Source organism: Halomonas sp. JS92-SW72 (assembly GCF_003547075.1).
Lineage (GTDB): Bacteria > Pseudomonadota > Gammaproteobacteria > Pseudomonadales > Halomonadaceae > Halomonas > Halomonas alkalicola.
Window position 1 is genome coordinate 2,996,388 of the sequence record NZ_CP032147.1, and the last position, 21,015, is coordinate 3,017,402.

Annotated in this window: 17 protein-coding genes; 5 read left to right on the top strand and 12 right to left on the bottom strand. The window is 69.9% G+C overall.

Annotated elements, in window-relative coordinates; all coding sequences use genetic code 11:
* Positions 1 to 37 precede the first annotated feature (37 nt).
* The 11 genes from D1793_RS14050 to D1793_RS14100 form a co-directional block, all read right to left on the bottom strand.
* A complete protein-coding gene (locus D1793_RS14050) occupies positions 38 to 1,855 on the bottom strand; it encodes a complex I subunit 5 family protein (RefSeq protein ID WP_240407676.1) in 1,818 nt (605 codons plus the stop codon).
* Positions 1,852 to 3,357: a proton-conducting transporter membrane subunit gene (locus D1793_RS14055; protein ID WP_119022715.1), complete on the bottom strand. Its 1,506-nt coding sequence runs from the start codon at positions 3,355 to 3,357 to the stop codon at positions 1,852 to 1,854. The genes D1793_RS14050 and D1793_RS14055 overlap by 4 nt, the downstream gene beginning before the upstream one ends.
* Positions 3,354 to 4,802 carry a proton-conducting transporter membrane subunit gene (locus D1793_RS14060; protein ID WP_119022716.1) on the bottom strand — a complete coding sequence of 483 codons (1,449 nt, stop codon included), beginning with the start codon at positions 4,800 to 4,802 and terminating at the stop codon, positions 3,354 to 3,356. The genes D1793_RS14055 and D1793_RS14060 overlap by 4 nt, the downstream gene beginning before the upstream one ends.
* Complete coding sequence (locus D1793_RS19700) at positions 4,795 to 5,439, bottom strand: hydrogenase subunit MbhD domain-containing protein (protein ID WP_205527553.1); 645 nt, start codon at positions 5,437 to 5,439, stop codon at positions 4,795 to 4,797. Before D1793_RS19700 ends, D1793_RS14060 begins: the two co-directional genes overlap by 8 nt.
* A gap of 46 nt (positions 5,440 to 5,485) precedes the next feature.
* Positions 5,486 to 6,835, bottom strand: coding sequence for a sensor domain-containing diguanylate cyclase (locus D1793_RS14070; protein ID WP_119022717.1), 1,350 nt, complete (start codon positions 6,833 to 6,835; stop codon positions 5,486 to 5,488).
* A gap of 126 nt (positions 6,836 to 6,961) precedes the next feature.
* Positions 6,962 to 8,164: a tryptophan synthase subunit beta gene (gene trpB, locus D1793_RS14075; protein ID WP_119022718.1), complete on the bottom strand. Its 1,203-nt coding sequence runs from the start codon at positions 8,162 to 8,164 to the stop codon at positions 6,962 to 6,964.
* A gap of 104 nt (positions 8,165 to 8,268) precedes the next feature.
* The gene (locus D1793_RS14080) at positions 8,269 to 8,937 is read right to left on the bottom strand and encodes an alpha/beta fold hydrolase (RefSeq protein ID WP_119022719.1); all 669 of its coding nucleotides are present in this window, start codon (positions 8,935 to 8,937) and stop codon (positions 8,269 to 8,271) included.
* A gap of 80 nt (positions 8,938 to 9,017) precedes the next feature.
* Entirely contained in the window at positions 9,018 to 10,787 is a 1,770-nt protein-coding gene (locus D1793_RS14085; RefSeq protein ID WP_119022720.1) for an SLC13 family permease, read from the bottom strand.
* 231 nt (positions 10,788 to 11,018) lie between these two features.
* Positions 11,019 to 11,225 (bottom strand): cold-shock protein, encoded by a 207-nt coding sequence (locus tag D1793_RS14090; RefSeq protein WP_010629501.1) that lies wholly within the window; start codon positions 11,223 to 11,225, stop codon positions 11,019 to 11,021.
* 200 nt (positions 11,226 to 11,425) lie between these two features.
* Positions 11,426 to 13,075 (bottom strand): GMC family oxidoreductase N-terminal domain-containing protein, encoded by a 1,650-nt coding sequence (locus D1793_RS14095; RefSeq protein WP_119022721.1) that lies wholly within the window; start codon positions 13,073 to 13,075, stop codon positions 11,426 to 11,428.
* 162 nt (positions 13,076 to 13,237) lie between these two features.
* Complete coding sequence (locus D1793_RS14100) at positions 13,238 to 14,749, bottom strand: CoA-acylating methylmalonate-semialdehyde dehydrogenase (protein ID WP_119022722.1); 1,512 nt, start codon at positions 14,747 to 14,749, stop codon at positions 13,238 to 13,240.
* Positions 14,750 to 14,930: 181 nt separating this feature from the next.
* Here D1793_RS14100 and D1793_RS14105 point away from each other — a divergent pair, with 181 nt between their 5' ends.
* Entirely contained in the window at positions 14,931 to 15,851 is a 921-nt protein-coding gene (locus D1793_RS14105) for a LysR family transcriptional regulator (RefSeq protein WP_119022723.1), read from the top strand.
* A 101-nt stretch (positions 15,852 to 15,952) separates the two neighbouring features.
* Positions 15,953 to 16,468, top strand: a complete 516-nt coding sequence (locus D1793_RS14110; protein ID WP_119022724.1) for a hypothetical protein — start codon at positions 15,953 to 15,955, stop codon at positions 16,466 to 16,468.
* Between the two features lie 10 nt (positions 16,469 to 16,478).
* Here the strand turns inward: D1793_RS14110 and D1793_RS14115 are convergent, their stop codons facing one another.
* Positions 16,479 to 17,045: an NnrU family protein gene (locus D1793_RS14115; protein ID WP_119022725.1), complete on the bottom strand. Its 567-nt coding sequence runs from the start codon at positions 17,043 to 17,045 to the stop codon at positions 16,479 to 16,481.
* A gap of 146 nt (positions 17,046 to 17,191) precedes the next feature.
* Here D1793_RS14115 and D1793_RS14120 point away from each other — a divergent pair, with 146 nt between their 5' ends.
* From D1793_RS14120 to D1793_RS14130, 3 genes are all read left to right on the top strand, one after another.
* Positions 17,192 to 17,755, top strand: coding sequence for a gamma-glutamylcyclotransferase (locus D1793_RS14120; RefSeq protein WP_119023699.1), 564 nt, complete (start codon positions 17,192 to 17,194; stop codon positions 17,753 to 17,755).
* 58 nt (positions 17,756 to 17,813) lie between these two features.
* Entirely contained in the window at positions 17,814 to 19,064 is a 1,251-nt protein-coding gene (locus D1793_RS14125; protein ID WP_119022726.1) for a threonine ammonia-lyase, read from the top strand.
* A gap of 127 nt (positions 19,065 to 19,191) precedes the next feature.
* On the top strand, positions 19,192 to 20,931 hold the full coding sequence (locus D1793_RS14130; protein ID WP_119022727.1) for an isocitrate/isopropylmalate family dehydrogenase: 1,740 nt from the start codon (positions 19,192 to 19,194) through the stop codon (positions 20,929 to 20,931).
* The last annotated feature ends 84 nt before the right edge of the window (positions 20,932 to 21,015 follow it).

Here is a 21,015-nt window from a genome sequence, read left to right on the forward strand (position 1 = left end):
CGCCACCGCCCGCTTCCGCCTGAGGCCCCCACCGGCCTCAGGCGGCGCTGAACAGCAGCACCAGGGCGAGCCCCACGGCGACGACCACCATCAGCACCGCGGCGTGGCGACGCAGCCACGCCTCCCCCTCGCCCAGCGCCTCCAGCGCCGCGGTGCCCGAGCGCTCCAGGCCGACCCACCAGGCCACCCAGGCCGCCTTCCATGCGGCCAGCCGCTCGAGAGCATGCCCGGCGGCCCTCCACAGCCGGCCGAGGCCCTGGGCCAGCGGCCACCAGAGATCCCCCGGCGGTGGACGCCGCCAGGCCGCCCGCAGCACCCCACGATGCACCAGCCACCCCACCAGCAGCGACAACGAAAGCCCGAGCAGGGCCGGCCACCCGAGGCCGATGAGCTCTGCCGCCGGCGGCCAGGCGGGTGCCATGCCCAGCGCCGGCAGCCACAGCGGCAGGGCCAGGGCGCTGGCCAGCAGCAGCAGCCAGGCCAGCGGCATGGGAGCGGCCAGCGGCATCAGCCCGTCATCCCGGGCCTGCCGCTCGCCCTGCCACTGGCACCACAGGGTACGCGCCATCAGCGCCGTGGTGCCCACCGCCGCCAGGGAGAGCCAGGTCACCAGGCCCGCGTAGCCGCCGTCGTAGAGCGCCTCCTTGAAGGCCCACTTGGTGGCGAGCCCGGAGCCCAGCACGCCGGCCAGGGAGAGCGCCGGGGCGGCCAGCAGCAGCGCCAGCGCCCAGGCCGGCAGCCGCGGCGGATGCTCGGCGATACCCACGCCCAGGAACAGCGCCCCCTTGGTGAGCCCATGGTGGGCGGCGAAGAGCACCACGGCGGGGGCCAGCGCCGGCCACAGCGCGGGGGCGGTGAGCCCCGCCCCCACCAGGGCGGCCAGCATGCCGAGCTGGCTGACGCTGGAGTAGGCCAGCACCGCCTTGGGGTGGCGCTGGCAGACGCCCACCAGGGCAGCGCCGATAGCCCCCGCCAGGCCCACCGCCAGCATGGCACGACCGAGCCAGGCGATGCCCTCCGCGGCGGTGGGCTCGCCCAGCGGCAGGGTCGCCATCCAGCCCACCACCCCGGCCTTGACCATGGCCCCGCTGAGCACGGCGCTGGCCGGCGTCGGCGCCACCGGGTGGGCCAGGGGCAGCCAGAGGTGCAGGCCCGCCACGCCGGCCTTGACCCCGAAACCGAGCCACAGCAGCACGCCGATCCAGGCGCCCTCCTCCAGTGTGGCGAGCCCCTCGCGCAGCTCGCCCAGGGTCAGGACTCCCAGGCTGCCGGCGCCCCACAGCAGGCCGCCCAGGATCAGCCCCTCGCCGAGCATCGCCATGATCAGGTAGGCGCACCCGCCGGTCAGGGCATCCCGGGTGCCGGAGTGAATCACCAGGCCGTAGGCGGCGAAGGTCATCACCGCGAAGCCCAGGTAGAAGCTGGGGATGTCCTCGGCCACCAGCAGCAGCAGGTTGCCGGAGAAGGTCAGCGGCCAGAGCACGGCGAAGCGGGCAAGCCTCGTGGTCGCCGCGCCGTTGCCGGCGGTGGCCCGCTCGCCGTCCCCGGCCAGATAGCCGCGGGCGTACCAGCCGGCGAGCAGCCACAGCAGCGCGGTGAACGCCAGCAGCACCCGGCGCGGCTCGTCCAGCCCCCAGACCCCGCCCAGCAGCCAGGCCGCCATCGACAGCTCACCGTCGCCGCCCAGCAGCGCCAGGGCCAGTGCCGGCAGCGGCGCCGTGGCCCACAGCGGATCGAGCGGAAAACGCGCCTCGTCGCGCCCGGCCAGGGCCGCCATCAGCGGCTCGCGCAGCACCAGCAGCAGCGGCCAGAGCAGCGCGGCGATCATCAGCACGGCGAAGATCTCCTGGCTCATGGCAGGTACTCCAGACTGGCGACCCGGGTCGCCCACTCCAGCGGGCTGTAGGGCAGCCCGGCCAGCAGCCCCGCCATCACGCTGAACAGCGCCGTGATGATGACCGGCAGCAGCAGCCAGGCATTCGTCTCGAGGCGGCCCAGATGGCGCTCCTCTGGCCAGGTCCCCACGCCATGGGCCGGGCCGGGCCGGAACCACAACCGGTAGAGGATCGGCAGGAAGTAGGCCGCATTGAGCAGGCTGCTGGCCACCAGCACGGCGATCACCCAGGACATCCCGGCCTGTACCGCCCCGGTGCCCAGGTACCACTTGCTGAGAAAGCCCACCAGCGGCGGCAGGCCGATCATCCCCAGAGCGCCGACGGTGAAGGCCAGGCTGGTCAGCGGCATGCGCCGCCCCGCCCCGTCGAGCTCATCGATGCGGTGGATGCCGAGCTCCTCGGCATAGTTGCCGGCGCAGAAGAACAGCGTGATCTTCATCAGCCCCTGGTGCAGCAGGTGGGAGAGCGCGGCGATGGTGCCCAGGGGCCCGAACAGCCCGATCCCGAGCACGATGTAGCTCACCTGGCTCACCGTGGAGAAGGCCAGCCGCGGCTTGAGCTCCACCTGGGCCAGGGCGCGCACGGAGCCGTAGAGGATGGTGACGGTGGCGATGACGGCAAGCCCGGAGAGCAGCCCCAGCGCGTGGCTGAGCTCGGCGCCATAGACGTCATAGACCAGGCGCACGATGCCGAAGGCGCCGGCCTTGACCACCGCCACCGCGTGCAGCAGGGCGCTGACCGGCGCCGGCGCCACCATGGCCCGGGGCAGCCAGCCGTGCAGCGGCACCAGGCCCGCCTTGACCCCGAAGCCGGCGATCAGCACCCAGAAGATGGCGATCAGCACGCCGCGCTGCTCGGCGCCGAACTCGGCGAGGATCTCCCGCTGGCCGAAGCGGATATCGCCGGCCAGGGCGTGCAGCGCCACCATGCCGATCATCAGCACCAGCCCCGCGGTCAGGGTGAAGCGCAGGTAGAGGGTGGCCGCGGCCAGCGCCTTGGGGGTACCGCGATGGGCCACCAGCGGGTAGGTGGAGAGGGTCAGCAGCTCATAGAAGATCAGGAAGGTGAAGAGGTTGCCGGCCAGGCTGATGCCCAGGGTGCTGGCCACGCAGAGGCTGAAGAAGCCGAAGAAGCGCCGCCGGTTGGGCGAGTCCTCCAGGTAGCCGATGGCATAGATGGTGGTGAAGAGCCACAGCAGCGAGGAGAGTCCGGCGAACATGATGCCCAGGGGGTCGGCGCGCAGCACGAAGGCGAGCCCCTCCAGCACCGGAAACTCCACGGCGTAGGCATTCCCCTGGCTGAGCCCGCGCACCATCCAGGCCACCAGGCCGATCTTGAGCACGGCGGCGGCCAGGTTGAGCCCGGTGCGGGCGCGGAAGGCCCCCTCCGGCAGCAGGAAGATGATCGCCGCCGCCGCGAGCGACGTGGCCAGGGTGGCGACCGGGAAGAAGGCCCCGCTCATGGCACCCCTCCCTGGCGCAGCAGCGACAACGGCCACTCCGCCACCAGGCCGAGACCCACCGCGGCCAGGGCCAGCAGCAGCGGCGTAAGGTCGGTGCCCCGCGGCAGGGGATGGAACTCATGGCGCGGAGCCTCCTCCACAAAGGAGCAGCGCAGCACCCGGAACACATAGGCGGCGGTCAGCAGGGTGCCGAGCACCAGCACCACCGCCCAGGGCCACTGGCCCGCCTCCAGCGAGGCCTGCAGCAGCAACCACTTGGCGGTGAAGCCGGCGCTGGGCGGCAGCCCCATCAGGGTCACCGCGGCCACCCCGAAGGTCATCAGCGACAGCGGCAGCCGGCGGCTGGTGCCGGCCAGGTCGACCAGGCGGCTGGCACCGGTGGAAAACAGCAGGTTGCCGGCGGCCATGAACATCGCCGCCTTGGCCAGGGCGTGGCCGGCCAGCTGCAGCCAGGTGGCCTGCCAGGCCAGCGACGCCACCGAGGCGGCGGCGCCGGCCAGCAGCGGAAAGGCCAGCATCAGGTAGCCGAGCTGACCCACCGTGGACCAGGCCACTACCTGCTTGAGGGAGTCGGCCCGCCACGCCTTGATCCCGCCCCACAGCACCGCCGCCGCCCCCAGCAGGCCCAGCGCCCAGGCCGCCCCAACGGCCTCCGGCAGCAGCAGCCGCCACAGGGTGATCAGGATGAAGAAGGAGGCCTTGACCACCAGGGCGCCATGCACGGCGCTGACCGGGGTCCAGGCGCTGGCATGCACCGGGGCCAGCCAGCCGTGCAGCGGAAAGATCGCCGCCTTGAGCAGCAGGCCCCCGGCCAGCAGCGCCATGGCGATGCGGGTGGTGGCATCGGGCTCGGCCACCGCGGCCAGGCCGCTCAGCTCCAGGGTACCCCAGGCACCCAGCAGCAGCGCCACCCCCAGCAGCCAGGCCAGCGACCCCACCAGGGCGTAGAGCAGGTAGCGCAGGCCGGCGCGGATCGCCTCGGCCTTGCCGGGCAGCAGCATCATGCCCACCGCACACAGCCCCATCAGCTCCAGGCCGGCATAGAGCAGCAGCAGGTCGGCGGCCACCCAGATCACCCCCAGGGCGAACGCCAGGCCGCCCAGCAGCGGCCAGAAGCGCGCATGGGGCGCGTCGGCAGGCAGCGCCGCGCGGCGGTGGCCCACGCCGTAGGCGGCGCTGGCCAACAGCACCAGCTGGGTCAGCAGCAGGAGCAGCGCCGCCAGGGCATCCAGCCGCCAGTGCAGCGAGAGCCCGCCCAGTGCCAGGCTGCCGTGCAGCGCCCCCTCCCCCGCCCGGGGCAGCAGCCACAGCGTCACCAGCGGCAGCGCCCCGGTGGCCAGCACCACCGTGCGCATCTGGCACGGCGGTTTCCAGAGGGCCAGCAGGCCCAGCGGCAGCGGCGCCGCCAGCGTCAGCCACAGCAGCAGGCTTGCGGCTTCACTCATGGGCGGCCTCGGGCTCGAGGGTCACGCTGCCCTCCAGGGCATGCAGGCGGCGCAGCAGCAGCGCGCCCAGCACCGAGCCGACCAGCGCCACTGCCAGCCCCACCAGGATCAGCCCCTGCACCTCGGGTGCGGTGCCCGCAAGCCCCGCCAGCAGCAGGAAGACGCCGGAGCCGAGCACGTTGAAGGCCAGCAGCCGGCGCAGCAGGTGGCGATGGTGGGCGAAGGCCCACAGCCCCAGCGCCATCACCCCAAGCCCCGCCGGCACCAGGGTCGGCATGGCGGCCTCACGCAGGGAGAGCCGCTCGCTGGCGAGCAGGCCCACCAGCGCCAGGCCGGCAAGCAGCAGCCAGGCCAGTACGGCGAGCCAGCGCGCCGCCGCCTGGACGCCGGAGCGCGGGGTGGTATCCCGCTGGGGCAGGCGCGGCACGTCGCCGGCGCGCCCCAGCGCATGGAAGAGGGCAGCACCGGTCAGCAGTGCGCCCAGCACCGCCTCGGCGACGGCGAGCCAGGGAGCCCCCAGCCGCCACCAGGCGAAAGCCATCACCAGGGCGAAGGCGATGAAGGCCAGGCAGGCGCGGGCCAGCTGCCGGTCCAGCAGGCAGAGCAGCGCCAGGAGAATCAGGGCAGTCGATATCATGACGAAGATCCTGACCACTTTGCGGGACGCATGCCAGGCCGCGCCCTCACGCTGGATCAGCGTCGCGGGTGAGCGGCGAGGCATCGCTGGGCCCGCAGATCCGGTTGCGCCCCTCGTGCTTGGCCCGGTAGAGGGCCCGGTCGGCATCGCCCAGGGCGCCCTCCAGGCTGCCGTCGGGAAGCAGAATTGCCAGGCCCAGGCTGACCGTGAAGCGGATGGTCGCCCCCTCGACCTCCAGGACGATCTCCTCCACCGCCCGGCGCAGGCGCTCAAGGATGGGCCAGGCCTCGTCGGGAGAGATATCCACCAGCAGCACGGCGAACTCCTCCCCGCCGATGCGGGCGAAGAGGTCATAGGGGCGCAGGCACTCGCGGCAGGTGGCCGCGAAGGCCTGCAGGGCGAGATCACCGGCCGCGTGGCCGTGGGTATCGTTGAGGGCCTTGAAGTGGTCGAGGTCGAGCATCGCCAGGGGCAGGGCCTCGCCGTGGCGACGGGCACGTGCCTGGAGTGCCGCGCCCTGCTCGAAGAAGGCGCGCCGGTTCAGCGCCCCGGTGAGCATGTCGGTGCTGACCAGCCGGCGGACCTTGTGCTCCTCGTGCTTGCGCTCGGTGATCTCTACCAGCAGGCCGTCCCACAGGGTGCTGCCGTCGCGGCGGCGCTGCGGCCGGGCGCGGGCCTCCAGCCAGCGCTGGCCACCCGGCAGGTCGAGACGCAGCTCCAGCTGGCAGGGCTCCAGGCTCACTGCCGACTGCGCCAGGACCACCTCGAGCCGACGTCGATCCTCCGCCATGACCCGGCCCAGCAGCCGCTCGATATCGTCCATCACCCGCTCGGGGGTCTGTCCGATCAGCGCCACCAGCCCTTCGCTGGCATAGAGCAGCTCCAGATGGCCGGCCGCATCCTGGCGCAGGCGGAACACCGCCCCGGGCAGGCGCGAGACGGTGCCCTCGAGCCGCGCCAGCAGCTGCCGATCGTGGAGCTCCCGCTCGCGCATGCCGGTGACGTCATACTGGATCACCAGCAGCCGCAGCGGGCCGCCGGGGCACTCCTCCAGGGGCTGGATCATGGTGGTCTGGTGGCGCAGGGCACCATCGGCGCGCCGGCAGAGCAGCACGCCACGCCATGCCTGCCGCGTGGAGAAGCAGTGTTCGAGAGCGAGTGAGAAGCCGCCATGCAGGGGGTCGGCATCCAGCGTCACTGCCCGACGACCGAGGAGCTGGTCGGCAGGGTGGCCGGCATGGCGTTCGAAGTCGGGGTTGACGCGCAACACCACGCCCTTCTCGTCGAGCAGCATCACCGCCCCGGGATAGTGCGCGAGCAGCAGCGCATCGAGGCCGGGGGCGCTCTGCTCGCCTCCGGTCCGCCAGCGCTGCCATGTCCGCCTGACTCTCTCCATGCCCAAGCCACGACACTCCCTGCGTCAAGTGGAAGGGACCTCTCCGGGTCCGCCCTCCACCCTAACCCAGAATGCGCGGCCTGGCACCTGTACGCCTGGCCGATGCCGCTCGACCGGGGGCAGCGCCTAGAGGCCGAGCTTGTCCGCCACGTAGTCGGCGTCCTTGTCGCCGCGGCCGGAGAGGTTGACCAGGATGTGCTGGTCGGCGGGCAGCTTCGGCGCCTCGCGCATGGCCCAGGCCACCGCGTGGGCGCTCTCCAGGGCGGGGATGATGCCCTCGACCCGCGATAGGGTCAGGAAGGCATTCAGGCACTCCTCGTCGCTGGCGCTCTGGTAGTCGACCCGGCCCTGCTCCTTGAGGTAGCTGTGCTGGGGGCCCACACCGGGATAGTCGAGGCCGGAGGCGATGGAGTGCACCGGCATGGGGTTACCGGCCTCATCCTCCAGCACATAGCAGGCCATGCCGTGGATCTCGCCGGGCTTGCCCAGCGTCAGGGTGGCGGAGTGGCGCGGGGTGTCGAGGCCCTCGCCGGCCGGCTCCACACCCACCAGGTGCACGCCCTCGTCCTCGAGGAAGGCGGTGAACATGCCGATGGCGTTGGAGCCGCCACCCACGCAGGCGGTGACGTGGTCCGGCAGGCGGCCATGGCGCGCCAGGAACTGCTCGCGGGCCTCGCGGCCGATGACCGACTGGAAATCGCGCACCATCTTCGGGAAGGGGTGCGGCCCCACCACCGAACCGATGGCGTAGATGAAGTTCTGCGGGTCCTTGAGGTACTCCTCGAAGGCGCTGTCCACGGCGTCCTTGAGAGTCGCCGTGCCGCGGGTCACCGGCACCAGGGTGCAGCCGAGGATCTTCATCTTGGTGACGTTGGGGTGCTCCTTCTCGATGTCCACCTGGCCCATGTGGATCTCGCAGGGGATACCCACCAAGGCGCAGGCCGTGGCCAGGGCCACGCCGTGCTGGCCGGCGCCGGTCTCGGCGACCACCTTGGTCTTGCCCATGAACTTGGCCAGCAGCGCCTCGCCCAGGCAGTGATTGATCTTGTGGGCGCCGGTGTGGTTGAGGTCCTCGCGCTTGAGGTGGATCTGGGCACCCCCCAGCTTCTCGGAGAGCCGCCGGGCGTGGAAGATCGGGCTGGGCCGGCCCACATAGTCGGCGAGCAGGCTGGCCAGCTCCTGCTGGAAGTCCTCGCGAACGCGGATCTCCTCGTAGGCGGCGTCGATCTCGTCCATCACCGCCTTGAGCTCCGGCGGAATCAGCTGGCCGCCGAAACGACCGAAATAGCCCTGGGCATCGGGGAGGTTGGCGAAGGGGGAAGTGCTCATGGTGTCTGTCCTGGAGGCATGCCGAAATATCGTCGGCACAGTTTGCCCAGCCGCCCCGACAGTGTCGAGGCGACCTTGGGCGAGCGGGGTCGGCCCCTCCGGGGTCAGCGTGACAGACGCTGGCTCAGCCAGTGACCGATATCCGCGACCTGCTGGGGGCAGACCGCATGGGCCATGGGGTACTGGCGATAGTGGGCCGGATAGCCCAGCGACTTGACCCGCTCGAAGCCCGCGCGGCCAAGCGCCTCGGGCACCACCGGGTCGAAGCTGCCGTGGTGCACCTCGACGGGCAGTTCGCGGTTGGCCTCGGCCAGGGCAATGCTCTCCGCGGTGGCGAAGTAGGTGGAGAGCGCCAGCAGGCCGCCCAGCGGCTGCTCGAAGGAGAGCGCCGCCTGGTAGGCCACCGCCCCGCCCTGGGAGAAGCCGGCCAGGATGATCCGCCGGCTGTCGATGCCGTGGCCGATCTGCTCGCGCACCAGGCCCTGGATGCGCTCGGCGGAGGCCTTGAGCTGGCGCTCGTCGACGCGCCGCCCCAGGTTCATCTCGAGGATGTCGTACCAGGCCGGCATCACCATGCCGCCGTTGATGGTCACCGGCAGGCGCGGCGCATGGGGCAGGATGAAGCGCACGCTGGCGTCGGCCGGCAGCGAGAGGGCCGGCACCAGCGGCTCGAAGTCGCTGCCGTCGGCGCCCAGGCCGTGCAGGATGAAGACACAGGCATCGGCGGGCTTGCCGCCCTTCGGCTCGATGATCAGCTCACCGGGTTGGCTCATGGGGAGGGCTTCCATTGGTCGGGGAAATCAGACCCGACACCCTACCGCAAAGCCATGGCGGCGGCGAGACGCCAGGTCCGTCAGAAGGGCCAGATGAGCGGAATCAGCGTCAGGGCCACCGCGGCGGTGATCAGGTTGAGCAGCCCGCCCACCCGCAGGAAGTCGCCGAAGCGGTAGCCGCCCGGCCCGTGCACCATCAGGTTGGTCTGGTAGCCGATAGGCGTGAGGAAGCTCGCCGAGGCGGCGAACATCACCGCCACCACGAAGGGCATCGGGTTCACCCCCAGGCTCTCGGCGCTGGCCATCACCACCGGGAAGGTGATCACCGCGGCGGCGTTGTTGGTGACCAGCTCGGTCAGCAGCGCCACCAGCAGGTAGGACCCGACCAGCAGCAGCAACGGATTGCCATCCGCCAGCGCCAGGGCCCCTCCGGCCAGGGCCGCCGCGGCCCCGGAGCTCTCCAGCGCCGCGCCCAGGCCGAAGGAGGCGGCGATGGTCAGCAGCACCTGGGTATCCAGCCCGCGCTTGGCGGCCCCCACCGAGCAGCAGCCGGTCAGCAGCACCAGCGCCGCCCCCAGCATGGCCGCATTCATCATGCTCATCACCCCGAGGCTGGCCAGGGCCACCACGCCGGCCAGGATGCTCCAGGCCAGCCAGGCCTTCTCGTGAACGGGGCGTGCCGCCCCGTTGAGCTGGCTGATCAGCAGGAAGTCCCGCGACTGGCGATGGCGCTCGATGAAGGGCGGGCGCGCCTCCAGCAGCAGCACGTCGGCGGGCTGCAGGCGCACCTGGCCGAGGTTGCCGGCCACCCGCTCGCCGCCGCGGCACACCGCCAGCACGGCGGCACCGTAGAGGGTGCGGAAGTGGCCGTCGCGGATACGCTGACCGACGAACTGGCACTGGCTGGAGACCACCGCCTCGACCAGGCGGCGCTCCTTGAAGTCTTTCTCCAGGCTCGACTCACCGTGGCGCGACGGCATCAGGCCGCGCACCTGCTGCAGCTCCACCGCCCCCTCGCTGGTGCCGGCGAACACCAGCCGGTCGCCGCCCTTGAGCCGTTCACCGGGCCCCACCACGCTGACCACGTTGCCGTCGCGCTCGATCTCCACCAGGAACAGCTCCTGGAGGTGGCGCAGCCCCGCCTCTTCCACCGTGCGATTGACCAGCGGCCCCTCCGGGTCGACCTCCATCTCGATGGTGAATTCGCGGGGGTTCTCGAAGGCCGCCGCGGCGCCGCGCCGCGCCGGCAGCAGCCGCGGCCCCAGCAGGATCAGGTAGGCGAGGCCGACCACCGCCACCGGCACGCCCACCCAGGCGAGATCGAAGAGCCCCATGGCAAGCTCGGGTGAACGGTCCACCAGCAGGCCGTGCACCACCAGGTTGGTGCTGGTGCCAAACAGGGTGATGGTGCCGCCGAGGATGGAGGCGAAGCTGAGCGGCATCAGCAGGCGGTGGGCCGGCACGCGCACGCGGCGACTCCAGCTCAGCACCGCGGGAATGTAGGTGGCCACCACCGGGGTGTTGTTAAGGAAGCCGCTCAGGGAGGCCACCGGCAGCAGCAGGCGCAGCAGCGCCCCGCTCTCGCGGCGCGGCCGGCCGAGCACATGGCGAATGATCAGGTCGATGCCGCCGGTCTGGCGGATGGCGGTGACCAGCACATACATGAAGGCCACGGTGAACAGGCCGGTGCTGGCGAAGCCGCCCAGCGCCTGGGACGGTTCGAGGATGCCGAGCGTCAGCAGCAGGATCACCGCGCCCAGCAGGACGATATCCGGCCCCAGCCGCGAGAAGGCCATCAGCGGAAAGACGGCGATCACGACGGCGAGGGAGATCCAGGCATCCAGGGGCATGGCAGGCATCCGGTCAACGAGAGTGCCCCTATTCTGCCGCTCGCCGATTATTCTAAAAAGTTCTTTGTAGAAATTCCCTTATTCCACAATTAGCCATATCGATCCTACCTTCCTGCCTGAGCCGGCACCCCGGTGCGCCCCTCCCGGCCAACTGGCGCGCACGCGAAAGGGCCCGCACGTGGCGGGCCCTTTCTCGACTCCCGAAGGAGTCACATCAGTGTCAGCTGGCGATTAGCCGATGACCTTGATGTTGGAAGCCTGGAGGCCTTTCTTGCCCTGGGTGACGTCGAAGGAAACCTTCTGGCCGTCTTGCAGGGTCTTGAAGCCGTCAGCCTGGATCTCGGAGAAGTGAGCGAACAGGTCGTCACCGTTGTCGTCCGGAGAGATGAAGCCGAAGCCCTTGGTGTCGTTGAACCACTTGACAGTACCGGTAGCCATTATCGAATTCCTCTAATAGCGTTTGATTTTCCGGGAAATACCCGAGTTGCAGTGGGTAGAACAAGAAACCTTTCACCGGGAAATCGATGCCATGAGCCTTCGATGACCACTTGCGATGTTCGACTTGCTAACCAACTGCGCACAGCTTGCGCCCTTCTCGGGCGCAGGTCAAACACTATTTGCCTTCGATGACGAGAAAGTTACTCCCCGGCCAGAATCCAGGCCGCGGCCTTCTCGGCGATCATCAGCGTCGGCGAGTTGGTGTTGCCGCTGGTGATGGTGGGCATCACCCCGGCATCCACCACGCGCAGCCCCGCCACACCGCGCACCCGCAGGTGCGGGTCGACCACCGCCATGGGATCGTCGTCGCGCCCCATCTTGGTGGTGCCCACCGGATGAAAGATAGTGGTGCCAATATCCCCGGCGAGCCGCGCCAGGTCCTCGTCGCTCTGGAACTCGACGCCGGGTTTCACCTCCTCCGGCTGGTACTTCGCGAAGGCGGGCTGGGCGGCGATGCGCCGGGTGACCCGCAGCGAATCCGCCGCCACCTTGCGATCCTCCGGCGTGCTCAGGTAGTTGGGCGCGATGGCCGGCGCCTGGCGCGGGTCGCGGCTGGTGATGCGCACCGTGCCGCGGCTGGTGGGGTTGAGGTTGCACACGCTCGCCGTGATCGCCGGGAAGTCATGCAGCGGCTGCCCGAAGGCCGGCAGGCTCAGCGGCTGGACGTGGTACTCGATATTGGGATGCACGTAATCGTCGCTGCTGCGGGTGAAGGCACACAGCTGCGACGGCGCCATGCTCATGGGGCCGGTGCGCTTGAGGGCATACTCCAGGCCGATCTTCGCCTTGCCCACCAGGGAGTTGGCCATGGTATTGAGGGTCTTCGCCCCCGTGACGCGATAGACCGAGCGGATCTGCAGGTGGTCCTGCAGGTTCTCCCCCACCCCGGGCAGGTCCACCACCACCGGGATGTCGTGCTCGGCGAGCAGCCCCGCCGGACCGATGCCGGAGAGCTGCAGCAGCTGGGGCGAGCCGATGGCGCCGGCGGCGAGGATCACCTCGCGGGCCGCGCGGGCCACGACCTCGGCGCCGTTGCGCTCGACGCGCACGCCGCGGCAGCGCGGCTCGCCGCTCTCTCCACGCTGGAGCTCGAGACCCAGCACCTGGCTGGAGTGCCAGAGGGTCAGGTTGCCGCGGGTCTCGACGCCGCGCAGGAAGGCCTTGGAGGTGTTCCAGCGCCACCCCTTGCGCTGGTTGACCTCGAAGTAGTCCACCCCTTCGTTGTCGCCACGATTGAAGTCCCGGGTGCGGGGGATGCCCGCCTCCACCGCCGCGGTGGCGAAGTCGTCGAGCACCTGCCAGCTGAGGCGCTGCTTCTCGACCCGCCACTCGCCGCCGTGGCCGTGGAAGTCACGATGGGCGGCGTCGGCGTCGCCGCTGGCATCCAGGCGGTGGTGGTCCTCGTGCTTCATGAAGTCCGCCAGGCAGTTCTCCCAGCGCCAGGCGGGCTCGCCGGTGAGCTCGGCCCAGCCGTCGTAGTCGCGCGCCTGGCCGCGGATATAGAGCATGCCGTTGATGCTCGAGCAGCCGCCCAGAGTCTTGCCCCGCGGGTAGATCAGCGAGCGGCCGTTGAGCCCCGGGTCGGGCTCGGTGCGAAAGCGCCAGTCGGTGCGGGGGTTATCGATGCAGTAGAGATAGCCCACCGGGATATGGATCCAGTGGTAGTTGTCGCGGCCGCCCGCCTCGATCAGCAGCACCCGGTTGGCCGGGTCGGCGCTCAGGCGGTTGGCCAGCAGGCAGCCGGCGGTGCCGGCCCCCACCACGATATAGTCGAATTCCTGGTCAGCCATGGCGTTCTCTCACGTCACAGTTGGCTCGCGGCTATCCCGGCGACAGCTTTGCGAGGGGGCGCTGTAAACCCCTCCCTGGGCGCTACCGATGCCTTCCCTGGCATAGGACCCCCTCTTCAAGCTGTCCCCGGCGCCCCTCGCCCGAGCATTGGGTCGCCAGACTTACTTGTGGGTCGGCATGGCGAACTCGGCGCCGCCGCGGATGGAGTCGGACCAGCGCTGCATGATCGACTTCTGCTTGGTGTAGAAGCGCACCCCCTCCTCGCCGTAGGCGTGGGTATCGCCGAACAGCGAGCGCTTCCAGCCGCCGAAGCCGTGCCAGGCCATGGGCACCGGGATCGGCACGTTGATGCCCACCATGCCCACCTGGATGCGACGGCCGAACTCACGGGCCACGCTGCCGCTCTCGGTGAAGCAGCTCACGCCGTTGCCGAACTCGTGGTCGTTGATCAGCTGGATGGCGGTGGCGATGTCGGGCACCCGCACGCAGACCAGCACCGGGCCGAAGATCTCCTCCTTGTAGATGGTCATCTCCGGGGTGACGTGGTCGAACAGGGTGCCGCCCATCCAGAAGCCCTCGGCGCAGCCCTCGCCGGCGCTTGCCGCATCGAAGTCGCGGCCGTCCACCACCAGTTCGGCACCCTCGGCAACGCCTTTCTCGATATAGCCGGTGATGCGCTGGTGCGCCTGGGCGGTGACGATGGGGCCCATCTCGGCGTCGAGCTCCATGCCGTTCTTGACCTTGAGGGCGCGGGCCCGCTCGGCCAGGCGCGGTACCACCTGGTCGGCCACGTCGCCCACCAGGACCGCGACGCTGATCGCCATGCAGCGCTCGCCGGCGGAGCCGTAGGCGGCGCCGATCAGCGCATCCACGGCCTTGTCGAGGTCGGCATCGGGCATCACCACCATGTGGTTCTTGGCGCCGCCGAGTGCCTGGACGCGCTTGCCGTGGTGGGCGCCGCGCTCGTAGATCAGGTTGGCGATCGGCGTGGAGCCCACGAAGGAGAGCGCCCGAACATCCGGGTGGTCGATCAGCGCCTCGACGCTCTCCTTGTCGCCCTGCACCACGTTGAAGACGCCGTCCGGGAGTCCGGCTCGCTTGAGCAGGTCGGCGATCAGCAGCGAGGCGCTGGGGTCCAGCGGGCTCGGCTTGAGGATGAAGCTGTTACCGGCGGCGATGGCCACCGGGAACATCCACATCGGCACCATGGCCGGGAAGTTGAAGGGGGTGATGCCGGCCACCACGCCGAGCGGCTGGCGCACCGTCCAGTTGTCGATGCCGGTGCTGACCTGCTCGGTGTAGTCGCCCTTGAGCAACTGCGGGATGCCGCAGGCGAACTCGACGATATCGATGCCGCGGGCCACCTCGCCCTGGGCGTCGGTGAAGACCTTACCGTGCTCCCGGGTGATCGCCTCCGCGAGTTCATCCTTGTGGGCGTTGAGCAGCTCCAGGAACTTGAACATCACCCGGGCGCGACGGATCGGCGGGGTATCGGCCCAGGCCGGGAAGGCCGCGGCAGCGGCAGCTACGGCGCTGTCCACATCGGCGCGGGAGGCCAGGGCCACCCGGCCGCTCACCTGGCCGGTGGCCGGGTTGAAGACCTCCTGGCTCTGGCCGGACTCGCCGGCGGTCATTTGCCCATTGATATAATGCAGGATGCTGGAGTTGCTCATGGTGGTCTCGTCTCGTCATTGTCGGCATGGGGGGCAGACGTCCACTGTCCATGACAGGAAGCGACGGATACGCGCCTGTTTGGCACTAGACTAGCCCCATCGCCACCCGAATCAATTGAGTAATTCAAAACCAGGATATAAGCTCTGCTAATATCACCCCATGATGACGAGAGGCCTCCCCATGCAGGACCTTCAGACCCTGCGCGCCTTCGTTGCGGTCGCCCACGAAGGCAGCGTCTCCCGGGCCGCCGAGCGCCTCCACCTCACCCAGCCGGCGGTGAGCCTCAAGCTCAAGCAGTTCCAGGCCAACCTGGAGCTCACTCTCTTCCGTCGCCGTCCCCAGGGGCTGGCGCTGACCGAAGACGGCCAGGCGCTGCTGCCCGCCGCCCAGAAAGCGCTGGCCGCGGTGGCTGCCTTCGAGGAGCAGGCCCGCGCCCTGCACAGCACCCTGCGCGGCCGGCTGAAGATCGGCACCATCGTCGACCCCGAGTTCATCCGCCTGGGCGCCTTCCTGCACCGCCTGGTGGAGCGCGCCCCGCAGCTCGAGACGGAGCTCTCCCACGGCATGAGCGGCAGCGTGCTGGAACGGGTCCGCCGCGGCGAACTCGACGTGGGCTTCTATCTCGCCCCGCCGGGTGAAGGCCCCGGCGAGGGCTCCGCGGAGATCGTCCACCGTGAGCTCACCCACTTCCACTACCACGTGATCGCCCCGGCCGGCTGGGGCGGCCGCCTGGCCGGTGCCGACTGGGCGCAGCTCGCCCGACTGCCGTGGATCGTCACCCCACAAGACTCCGTCCACCACCGCCTGCTGCACGGCGTGCTCGACCCGCTGGGGCTCGTCCCCAACGGCGTCGCCCAGGTGGATCAGGAGGCCTGCATGCTCGACCTGGTGCGCGCCGGGGTCGGCCTGAGCCTCGCCCGGGACGCCCTGGCCATGACCGAGCGTCAGGAGCGCGGCCTCGCCGTGGCCGAGGGAATCCGCCTGCCCTGCGCGCTCTGCTTCATCTGGCGGCGCGACCGCAGTGAGGAGGCGGTGATCGCCGAGGCCCTGGCGGTGCTGGAGCGAGTCTGGGGGGAGCCTCTGAGCCAAGCCGTCACTTGACCGCGATCAAGGGCATGAACCATGTTGGATGGCATGTGATGTGAAAGATGAATCGCGGGGCCAGCATGGCGTCGCACAGTCAGCCACGCAGGGAGCCGGCCATGCTGTTCATCGACACACCCCGCAACACGCTGCACCTCGCCGAGGCCGCGCGCTTCGCCGGCGGCAACGATGCGGCCTTCCGGCTGCGCCTGCGCCAGGAGGCCGCCCGCTTCTATCTGGAGCTCAGGGAGGTTACGCCCAGTGCCGGACAGTATGCCGAGGCCGCCCGCTTCATGAGCGACATCAGCGGCCTGGCACTGACCCCGCAGCATGCCCGCGACCTGCTGCTGCTCTATCCCCATGCCCGCATCCGGCTGGCGGCATTTCGCTCCAGCCAGGATCTCGAGGTGCGCGAGAGCCTCGCCTTCGCCCTGGCCCACTTCCTGCTGGGCTGCCGCTGGCCTGCCGCCAACGACCACGTCGACGGCGAGCGCTTCCTGGCCCTGCTCCAGGAGCAGGCCCGGGCACTGGGCTTCCCCTGCCATGACGAGGGGCCGACGATGCCCTACACCGCCGGCCCCATCGCCAATGATCACGAGGCCCTGCTGGCCTCCCTCGGCTCACCGGCAGGGTGAACCGAGGCGGTCACATCACCGGCACGCCGGTGACCCAGACATGCAGATGGAAGGCGAACAGATAGTAGGCAACCAGGCCCGCCACCACGGTGATGGCGGTACGCACCGCGCTCGCCGCCTGGGCCGGCGGTGCCGGGCGACGGCGGGCAGAGCGGAAGTCGAACACCGCCCAGAGCAGGAAGGCGCCGAAGAAGACGATGTCGCCGAGCCGGCCGTTGGCCAGCAGGTGAGCGAAGGCCCACAGCTTCACGGCGATGATCATCGGGTGCCCCAGCTTCACCTTGAGGTGGTTGCCCGGCACATAGGCCGCCACCAGCAGGATGAAGGCGGGAATCATCAGCAGCGACACGGCGTGGCGCAGCCCCACCGGCGGAAACCACACCCAGGTGGGCGACAGGCGCATCTGGCCATAGCCCCAGATCGCCAGCGCCAGGCCGACGATCGAGACCACCGAGTAGGCGGCCTTCCAGGGCAGCTCGCCCATCTGGGCGATCCGAGCGTTGCGCCAGTCGTCGGCGACGATGCGCACCGAGTGAACCCCCAGGAAGATCAAGAGGCCGAGTATCATCACGGTCATGGCAGAGACTCCATAATCAGAAAGTGAACAGGCCGCCAGCCTACCGCACCCGCATGACCGCGTCGCGCCCCTTCCCCCCTTAGACTTTCGCCGCGCAGCGACGCATCATGGGGGCCTACTTCTCCACCACCGGCTGCACGACGACCATGGCCCTGGACACCACCGCCCTCAACCGCCAGATGACCCACTTCGATGGCCACGACGAGATCTGGCTGTTCGGCTACGGCTCGCTGATCTGGAAGGTCGACTTCGCCTACCTGGAGCGCCGCCCGGCGTTCATCCACGGCTGGTCGCGGCGCTTCTGGCAGGGCTCCCACGACCATCGCGGCACCCCGGAGGCGCCTGGCCGCGTCGCCACCCTGGTGCGCGACCCGGGGGCGGTGTGTCACGGCATGGCCTACCGCATCACCCCGGAGGTGCTCGGCCCGCTGGATGTGCGCGAGAAGAACGGCTACCTGCGCGAGGTCGTCCCGCTGCATTTCACCGATGGCGACAGCGCCGAGGGGCTGATCTATCTCGCCACCGAGGAGAATGCCGCCTTCCTCGGCGACGCCCCGCTCGACGCCATCGCCGCGCAGATCGCCCGTGCCCACGGCCCCAGCGGCCCCAACCGCGACTACCTGCTCAACCTCGCCGAGGCGCTGCGCGAGCTGGAGGTGGAGGACCCTCACGTCTTCGATCTGGCGCACCGCCTGGCCCACCCGGCCTAGCCTGCCTGGCGCCGAGATCCGGCGCCGACAACAACAACCAGCCAGGAGCGATCCTCCCATGAGCGTGACCCTCGACGATATCCGCGCCGCCGCCGCCCGTATCCGGGGCAGCATCGAGCGCACCCCCTGCCTGCACTCCCATACCCTGTCGCGCATCGCCGGCTGCGAGCTCTTCATCAAGTTCGAGAACCATCAGTTCACCGCCGCCTTCAAGGAGCGCGGGGCGTTGAACCACCTGCTGAGCCTCAGCGACGCGGAGCGGGCCCGCGGCGTGATCGCCATGTCCGCTGGCAACCACGCCCAGGCGGTGGCCTACCACGCCGCCCGGCTCGGCATTCGCGCCACCATCGTCATGCCCCGCCACACCCCCAACCTCAAGGTCCGCAACACCCGTGACCTGGGCGCCGAGGTGCACCTGGAGGGAGACGGCGTCGCCGAGGCCGGTGACTATGCCCGACGCCTGGCCGAGGAGCGCGACCTGGTGTTCGTCCACCCCTACGACGACGAGCGCATCATCGCCGGCCAGGGCACCATCGCACTCGAGATGCTCGAGGAGGCCCCCGACCTCGACGCCCTGGTGATCCCCATCGGCGGCGGCGGGCTGATCGCGGGCAACGCCATCGCCGCCACCGAACTCAAGCCGGGCATCGAGGTGGTCGGCGTCCAGACCAAGCGCTTCCCTGCCATGAAGCAGGCCCTGGCCGGCGAGCCGATCCACTGCGGCCACGCCACCCTGGCCGAGGGGATCGCCGTCAAGCAGCCCGGCCGGCTGACCCTGCCCATCGTGCGCGAGCGGGTGCGCGACATCGTGCTGGTGGACGAGCCCGAGATCGAGCGTGCCATCCTGCTGCTTCTGGAGATCGAGAAGACGGTGGCGGAGGGGGCCGGCGCCGCAGGACTGGCCGCGGTGCTCGCCGACCCCGAGCGCTACCGCGGCCGCAGGGTGGGGCTGATCCTGTGCGGCGGCAACATCGACATGCTGGCGCTCGCCTCGGTGATCCAGCGCGGCCTGGTGCGCACCGCCCGCATCGTGCGGGTGCGAGTGGCGATCCCCGATGTGCCCGGGGCGCTGGCGGAGCTCACCCGGCTCTTGGCCGACCAGCGCGCCAACGTGATCCAGATCGCCCACCAGCGCACCTTCACCGACCTCTCGCTGCGCGCCACCGAGGTGGAGGCGACGCTCGAGACCCTGGGCAGCGAGCACACCCGGGAGGTGATCGAGGCGCTGCGCGCCGAGGGCTACGACCCGGTGCTGCCGGCCAACGAGGTGCATCCCGACGAGCGCTGGTCCGCCCGCGCCGAGGGTTAGCGCAGCGGCGCCCTCCTTGCCCTACTGCTTTCTGCGCGTAGCGCCCTGGCCATGCCAGGCGTACCCTGTTGCCCACCGCATATCGTGACGATCCTCATCGATCGAACACTACAAACAGGGAACCGTGATGAGCAACAAGATCCGCGTCGACGCCCCCCTTGTCATCCTGCATGGCGACGAGATGGCCCAGGTGGCCTTCGAGAAGATCCTCGATACCTTCGTGACCTCACGGCTGGAGATCCCGCTGGTGGAGATCGACCTCTCGGCGGAGAACCGCCTGGTCACCAACGGTCAGGTGATTGTCGACGCCGTCGAGGCGCTCAGGGAGCACGGCGTGGGGATCAAGAACGCCGGCATGACGGTCAACCGCACCCAGCTCGGCGAGCTGCTCGCCAAGCACCCCGAGATCGACGGTACCCGCCTGCACCCGCTGGCCACCAGGTCGCCCAACGGCGCCATCCGCAAGGGCATCGGCGGCAACATCACCCGCGAGGACATCGAGTTTCGCAACCTCAAGGTCTCGCGCCCCGAGTGGATCGGCCGCGACATCGAGGTCGACACCATGGAGACCGGCGGCATCAAGGACAGCTTCAACGAGCTCTCCCGGGCCACCGGCGTGGTCAAGCTGATGTTCGTGGGAGCCAGCGGCGACCCGGTCGAGCTGCACCGCCGCGAGGTCAACAAGGGCGACCCCTGGCTGCTGGCCACCAACGATGTGGAAGACGTGAAGGCCTGGGCCCACCGCTTCTTCCAGCGCGCCATCGGCGAGAAGCGTGACATCTACCTGGGCCTCAAGGACACCGTGATCGCCGGCTACGACGGCGTGATGCGGGCCGCCATCGAGGAGATCTTTGATCGCGACTACCGCGAGCAGGTCGAAGCGCTGGGGCTCTCCTATCACTACGAGCTGATCGACGCCCAGGCCGCCCGCCTGGTGGCCAATCCGCCGGAGCGCGCCCTGTGGGGGGTACCGGACAACACCACCGGCCGCAAGCTCTACAAGCTGGTGGAGGAGCTCAAGCGCTACGGCATTCCCGACCGCAAGGCCCAGGTCTCCATCTCGCGCATGAGCGCCGGCGGCGGCGACCAGTACGGCAGCTTCAACGCGCCGGCCTCGGAAGACGGCATCCTCAAGGTGATCGTCGACGGCGAGGAGAAGCACGCGCGGCGGGTCAGGAAGGGCGACGCCATCCTGCTGATGTCCAACGACCAGGCGGCGATCAAGGACTGGGTCCTGCAGGTCTTCCGCGACGCCTCGCGCAAGGGCAAGGAGGTCTACTTCGGCCTCAAGCGCGAGTACATGGAGTACGACGAGGTGTTCAGCACCGCGATCACCGACGTGCGTCGCGAGCTCGCCGAGACCGGCACCCCGCCGCCGTCGTTCATGATCATGCGGCCCTCCAGCCAGCTCATCAAGATGATCACCGACCCGCCCCGCAACGCCCTCTACCCGGCCCAGAACCTGGACGGCGACATCTTCTCTGACATCTCCGCCGCCCTGGGCGGCAGCCTGGCCACCGCCAGCTCCATCATCGAGAGCAAGGACGGCACCATGCTCTTCGAGGCGCCCCATGGCACCGCTCACGACCTCTACCTGAAGTATCTGGAGACCGATGGCCAGGAGGCGCACTTCAACTCCTCCGCCCTGCTCTTCGCCGTGGCCAACGCCCTGGAGACCCTGGGCGAGCGCGACGAGAACGACGCCCTGATCGACTACGCCCACGCCCTCAAGGCGGCGCTGATCGATACCGTGGATGCCGGCATCATCACCGGCGACCTCAAGGGCAAGACCCGCGACCCGGCAAGCGAAACCCTGGTCGACATGCACGGCTTCCTCGACGCCGTGGCCAGCCGGCTGACGGCGTAACCCGTCAAGCGGCCTTCCCGAGCGCCCGCCATGCAGGCATGGCGGGCGCTCTGTACGGTAAGGAGAGGACCTCACCGGAAGCCC

Excerpts from the sequence above, each read along its gene's own strand:
- D1793_RS14050 (WP_240407676.1), bottom strand. The coding sequence starts at position 1,855 with ATGAGCCAGGAGATCTTCGCCGTGCTGATGATCGCCGCGCTGCTCTGG.
- D1793_RS14055 (WP_119022715.1), bottom strand. The coding sequence starts at position 3,357 with ATGAGCGGGGCCTTCTTCCCGGTCGCCACCCTGGCCACGTCGCTCGCG.
- D1793_RS14060 (WP_119022716.1), bottom strand. The coding sequence starts at position 4,802 with ATGAGTGAAGCCGCAAGCCTGCTGCTGTGGCTGACGCTGGCGGCGCCG.
- D1793_RS19700 (WP_205527553.1), bottom strand. The coding sequence starts at position 5,439 with ATGATATCGACTGCCCTGATTCTCCTGGCGCTGCTCTGCCTGCTGGAC.
- D1793_RS14070 (WP_119022717.1), bottom strand. The coding sequence starts at position 6,835 with ATGGAGAGAGTCAGGCGGACATGGCAGCGCTGGCGGACCGGAGGCGAG.
- trpB (WP_119022718.1), bottom strand. The coding sequence starts at position 8,164 with ATGAGCACTTCCCCCTTCGCCAACCTCCCCGATGCCCAGGGCTATTTC.
- D1793_RS14080 (WP_119022719.1), bottom strand. The coding sequence starts at position 8,937 with ATGAGCCAACCCGGTGAGCTGATCATCGAGCCGAAGGGCGGCAAGCCC.
- D1793_RS14085 (WP_119022720.1), bottom strand. The coding sequence starts at position 10,787 with ATGCCCCTGGATGCCTGGATCTCCCTCGCCGTCGTGATCGCCGTCTTT.
- D1793_RS14090 (WP_010629501.1), bottom strand. The coding sequence starts at position 11,225 with ATGGCTACCGGTACTGTCAAGTGGTTCAACGACACCAAGGGCTTCGGC.
- D1793_RS14095 (WP_119022721.1), bottom strand. The coding sequence starts at position 13,075 with ATGGCTGACCAGGAATTCGACTATATCGTGGTGGGGGCCGGCACCGCC.
- D1793_RS14100 (WP_119022722.1), bottom strand. The coding sequence starts at position 14,749 with ATGAGCAACTCCAGCATCCTGCATTATATCAATGGGCAAATGACCGCC.
- D1793_RS14105 (WP_119022723.1), top strand. The coding sequence starts at position 14,931 with ATGCAGGACCTTCAGACCCTGCGCGCCTTCGTTGCGGTCGCCCACGAA.
- D1793_RS14110 (WP_119022724.1), top strand. The coding sequence starts at position 15,953 with ATGCTGTTCATCGACACACCCCGCAACACGCTGCACCTCGCCGAGGCC.
- D1793_RS14115 (WP_119022725.1), bottom strand. The coding sequence starts at position 17,045 with ATGACCGTGATGATACTCGGCCTCTTGATCTTCCTGGGGGTTCACTCG.
- D1793_RS14120 (WP_119023699.1), top strand. The coding sequence starts at position 17,192 with ATGGCCCTGGACACCACCGCCCTCAACCGCCAGATGACCCACTTCGAT.
- D1793_RS14125 (WP_119022726.1), top strand. The coding sequence starts at position 17,814 with ATGAGCGTGACCCTCGACGATATCCGCGCCGCCGCCGCCCGTATCCGG.
- D1793_RS14130 (WP_119022727.1), top strand. The coding sequence starts at position 19,192 with ATGAGCAACAAGATCCGCGTCGACGCCCCCCTTGTCATCCTGCATGGC.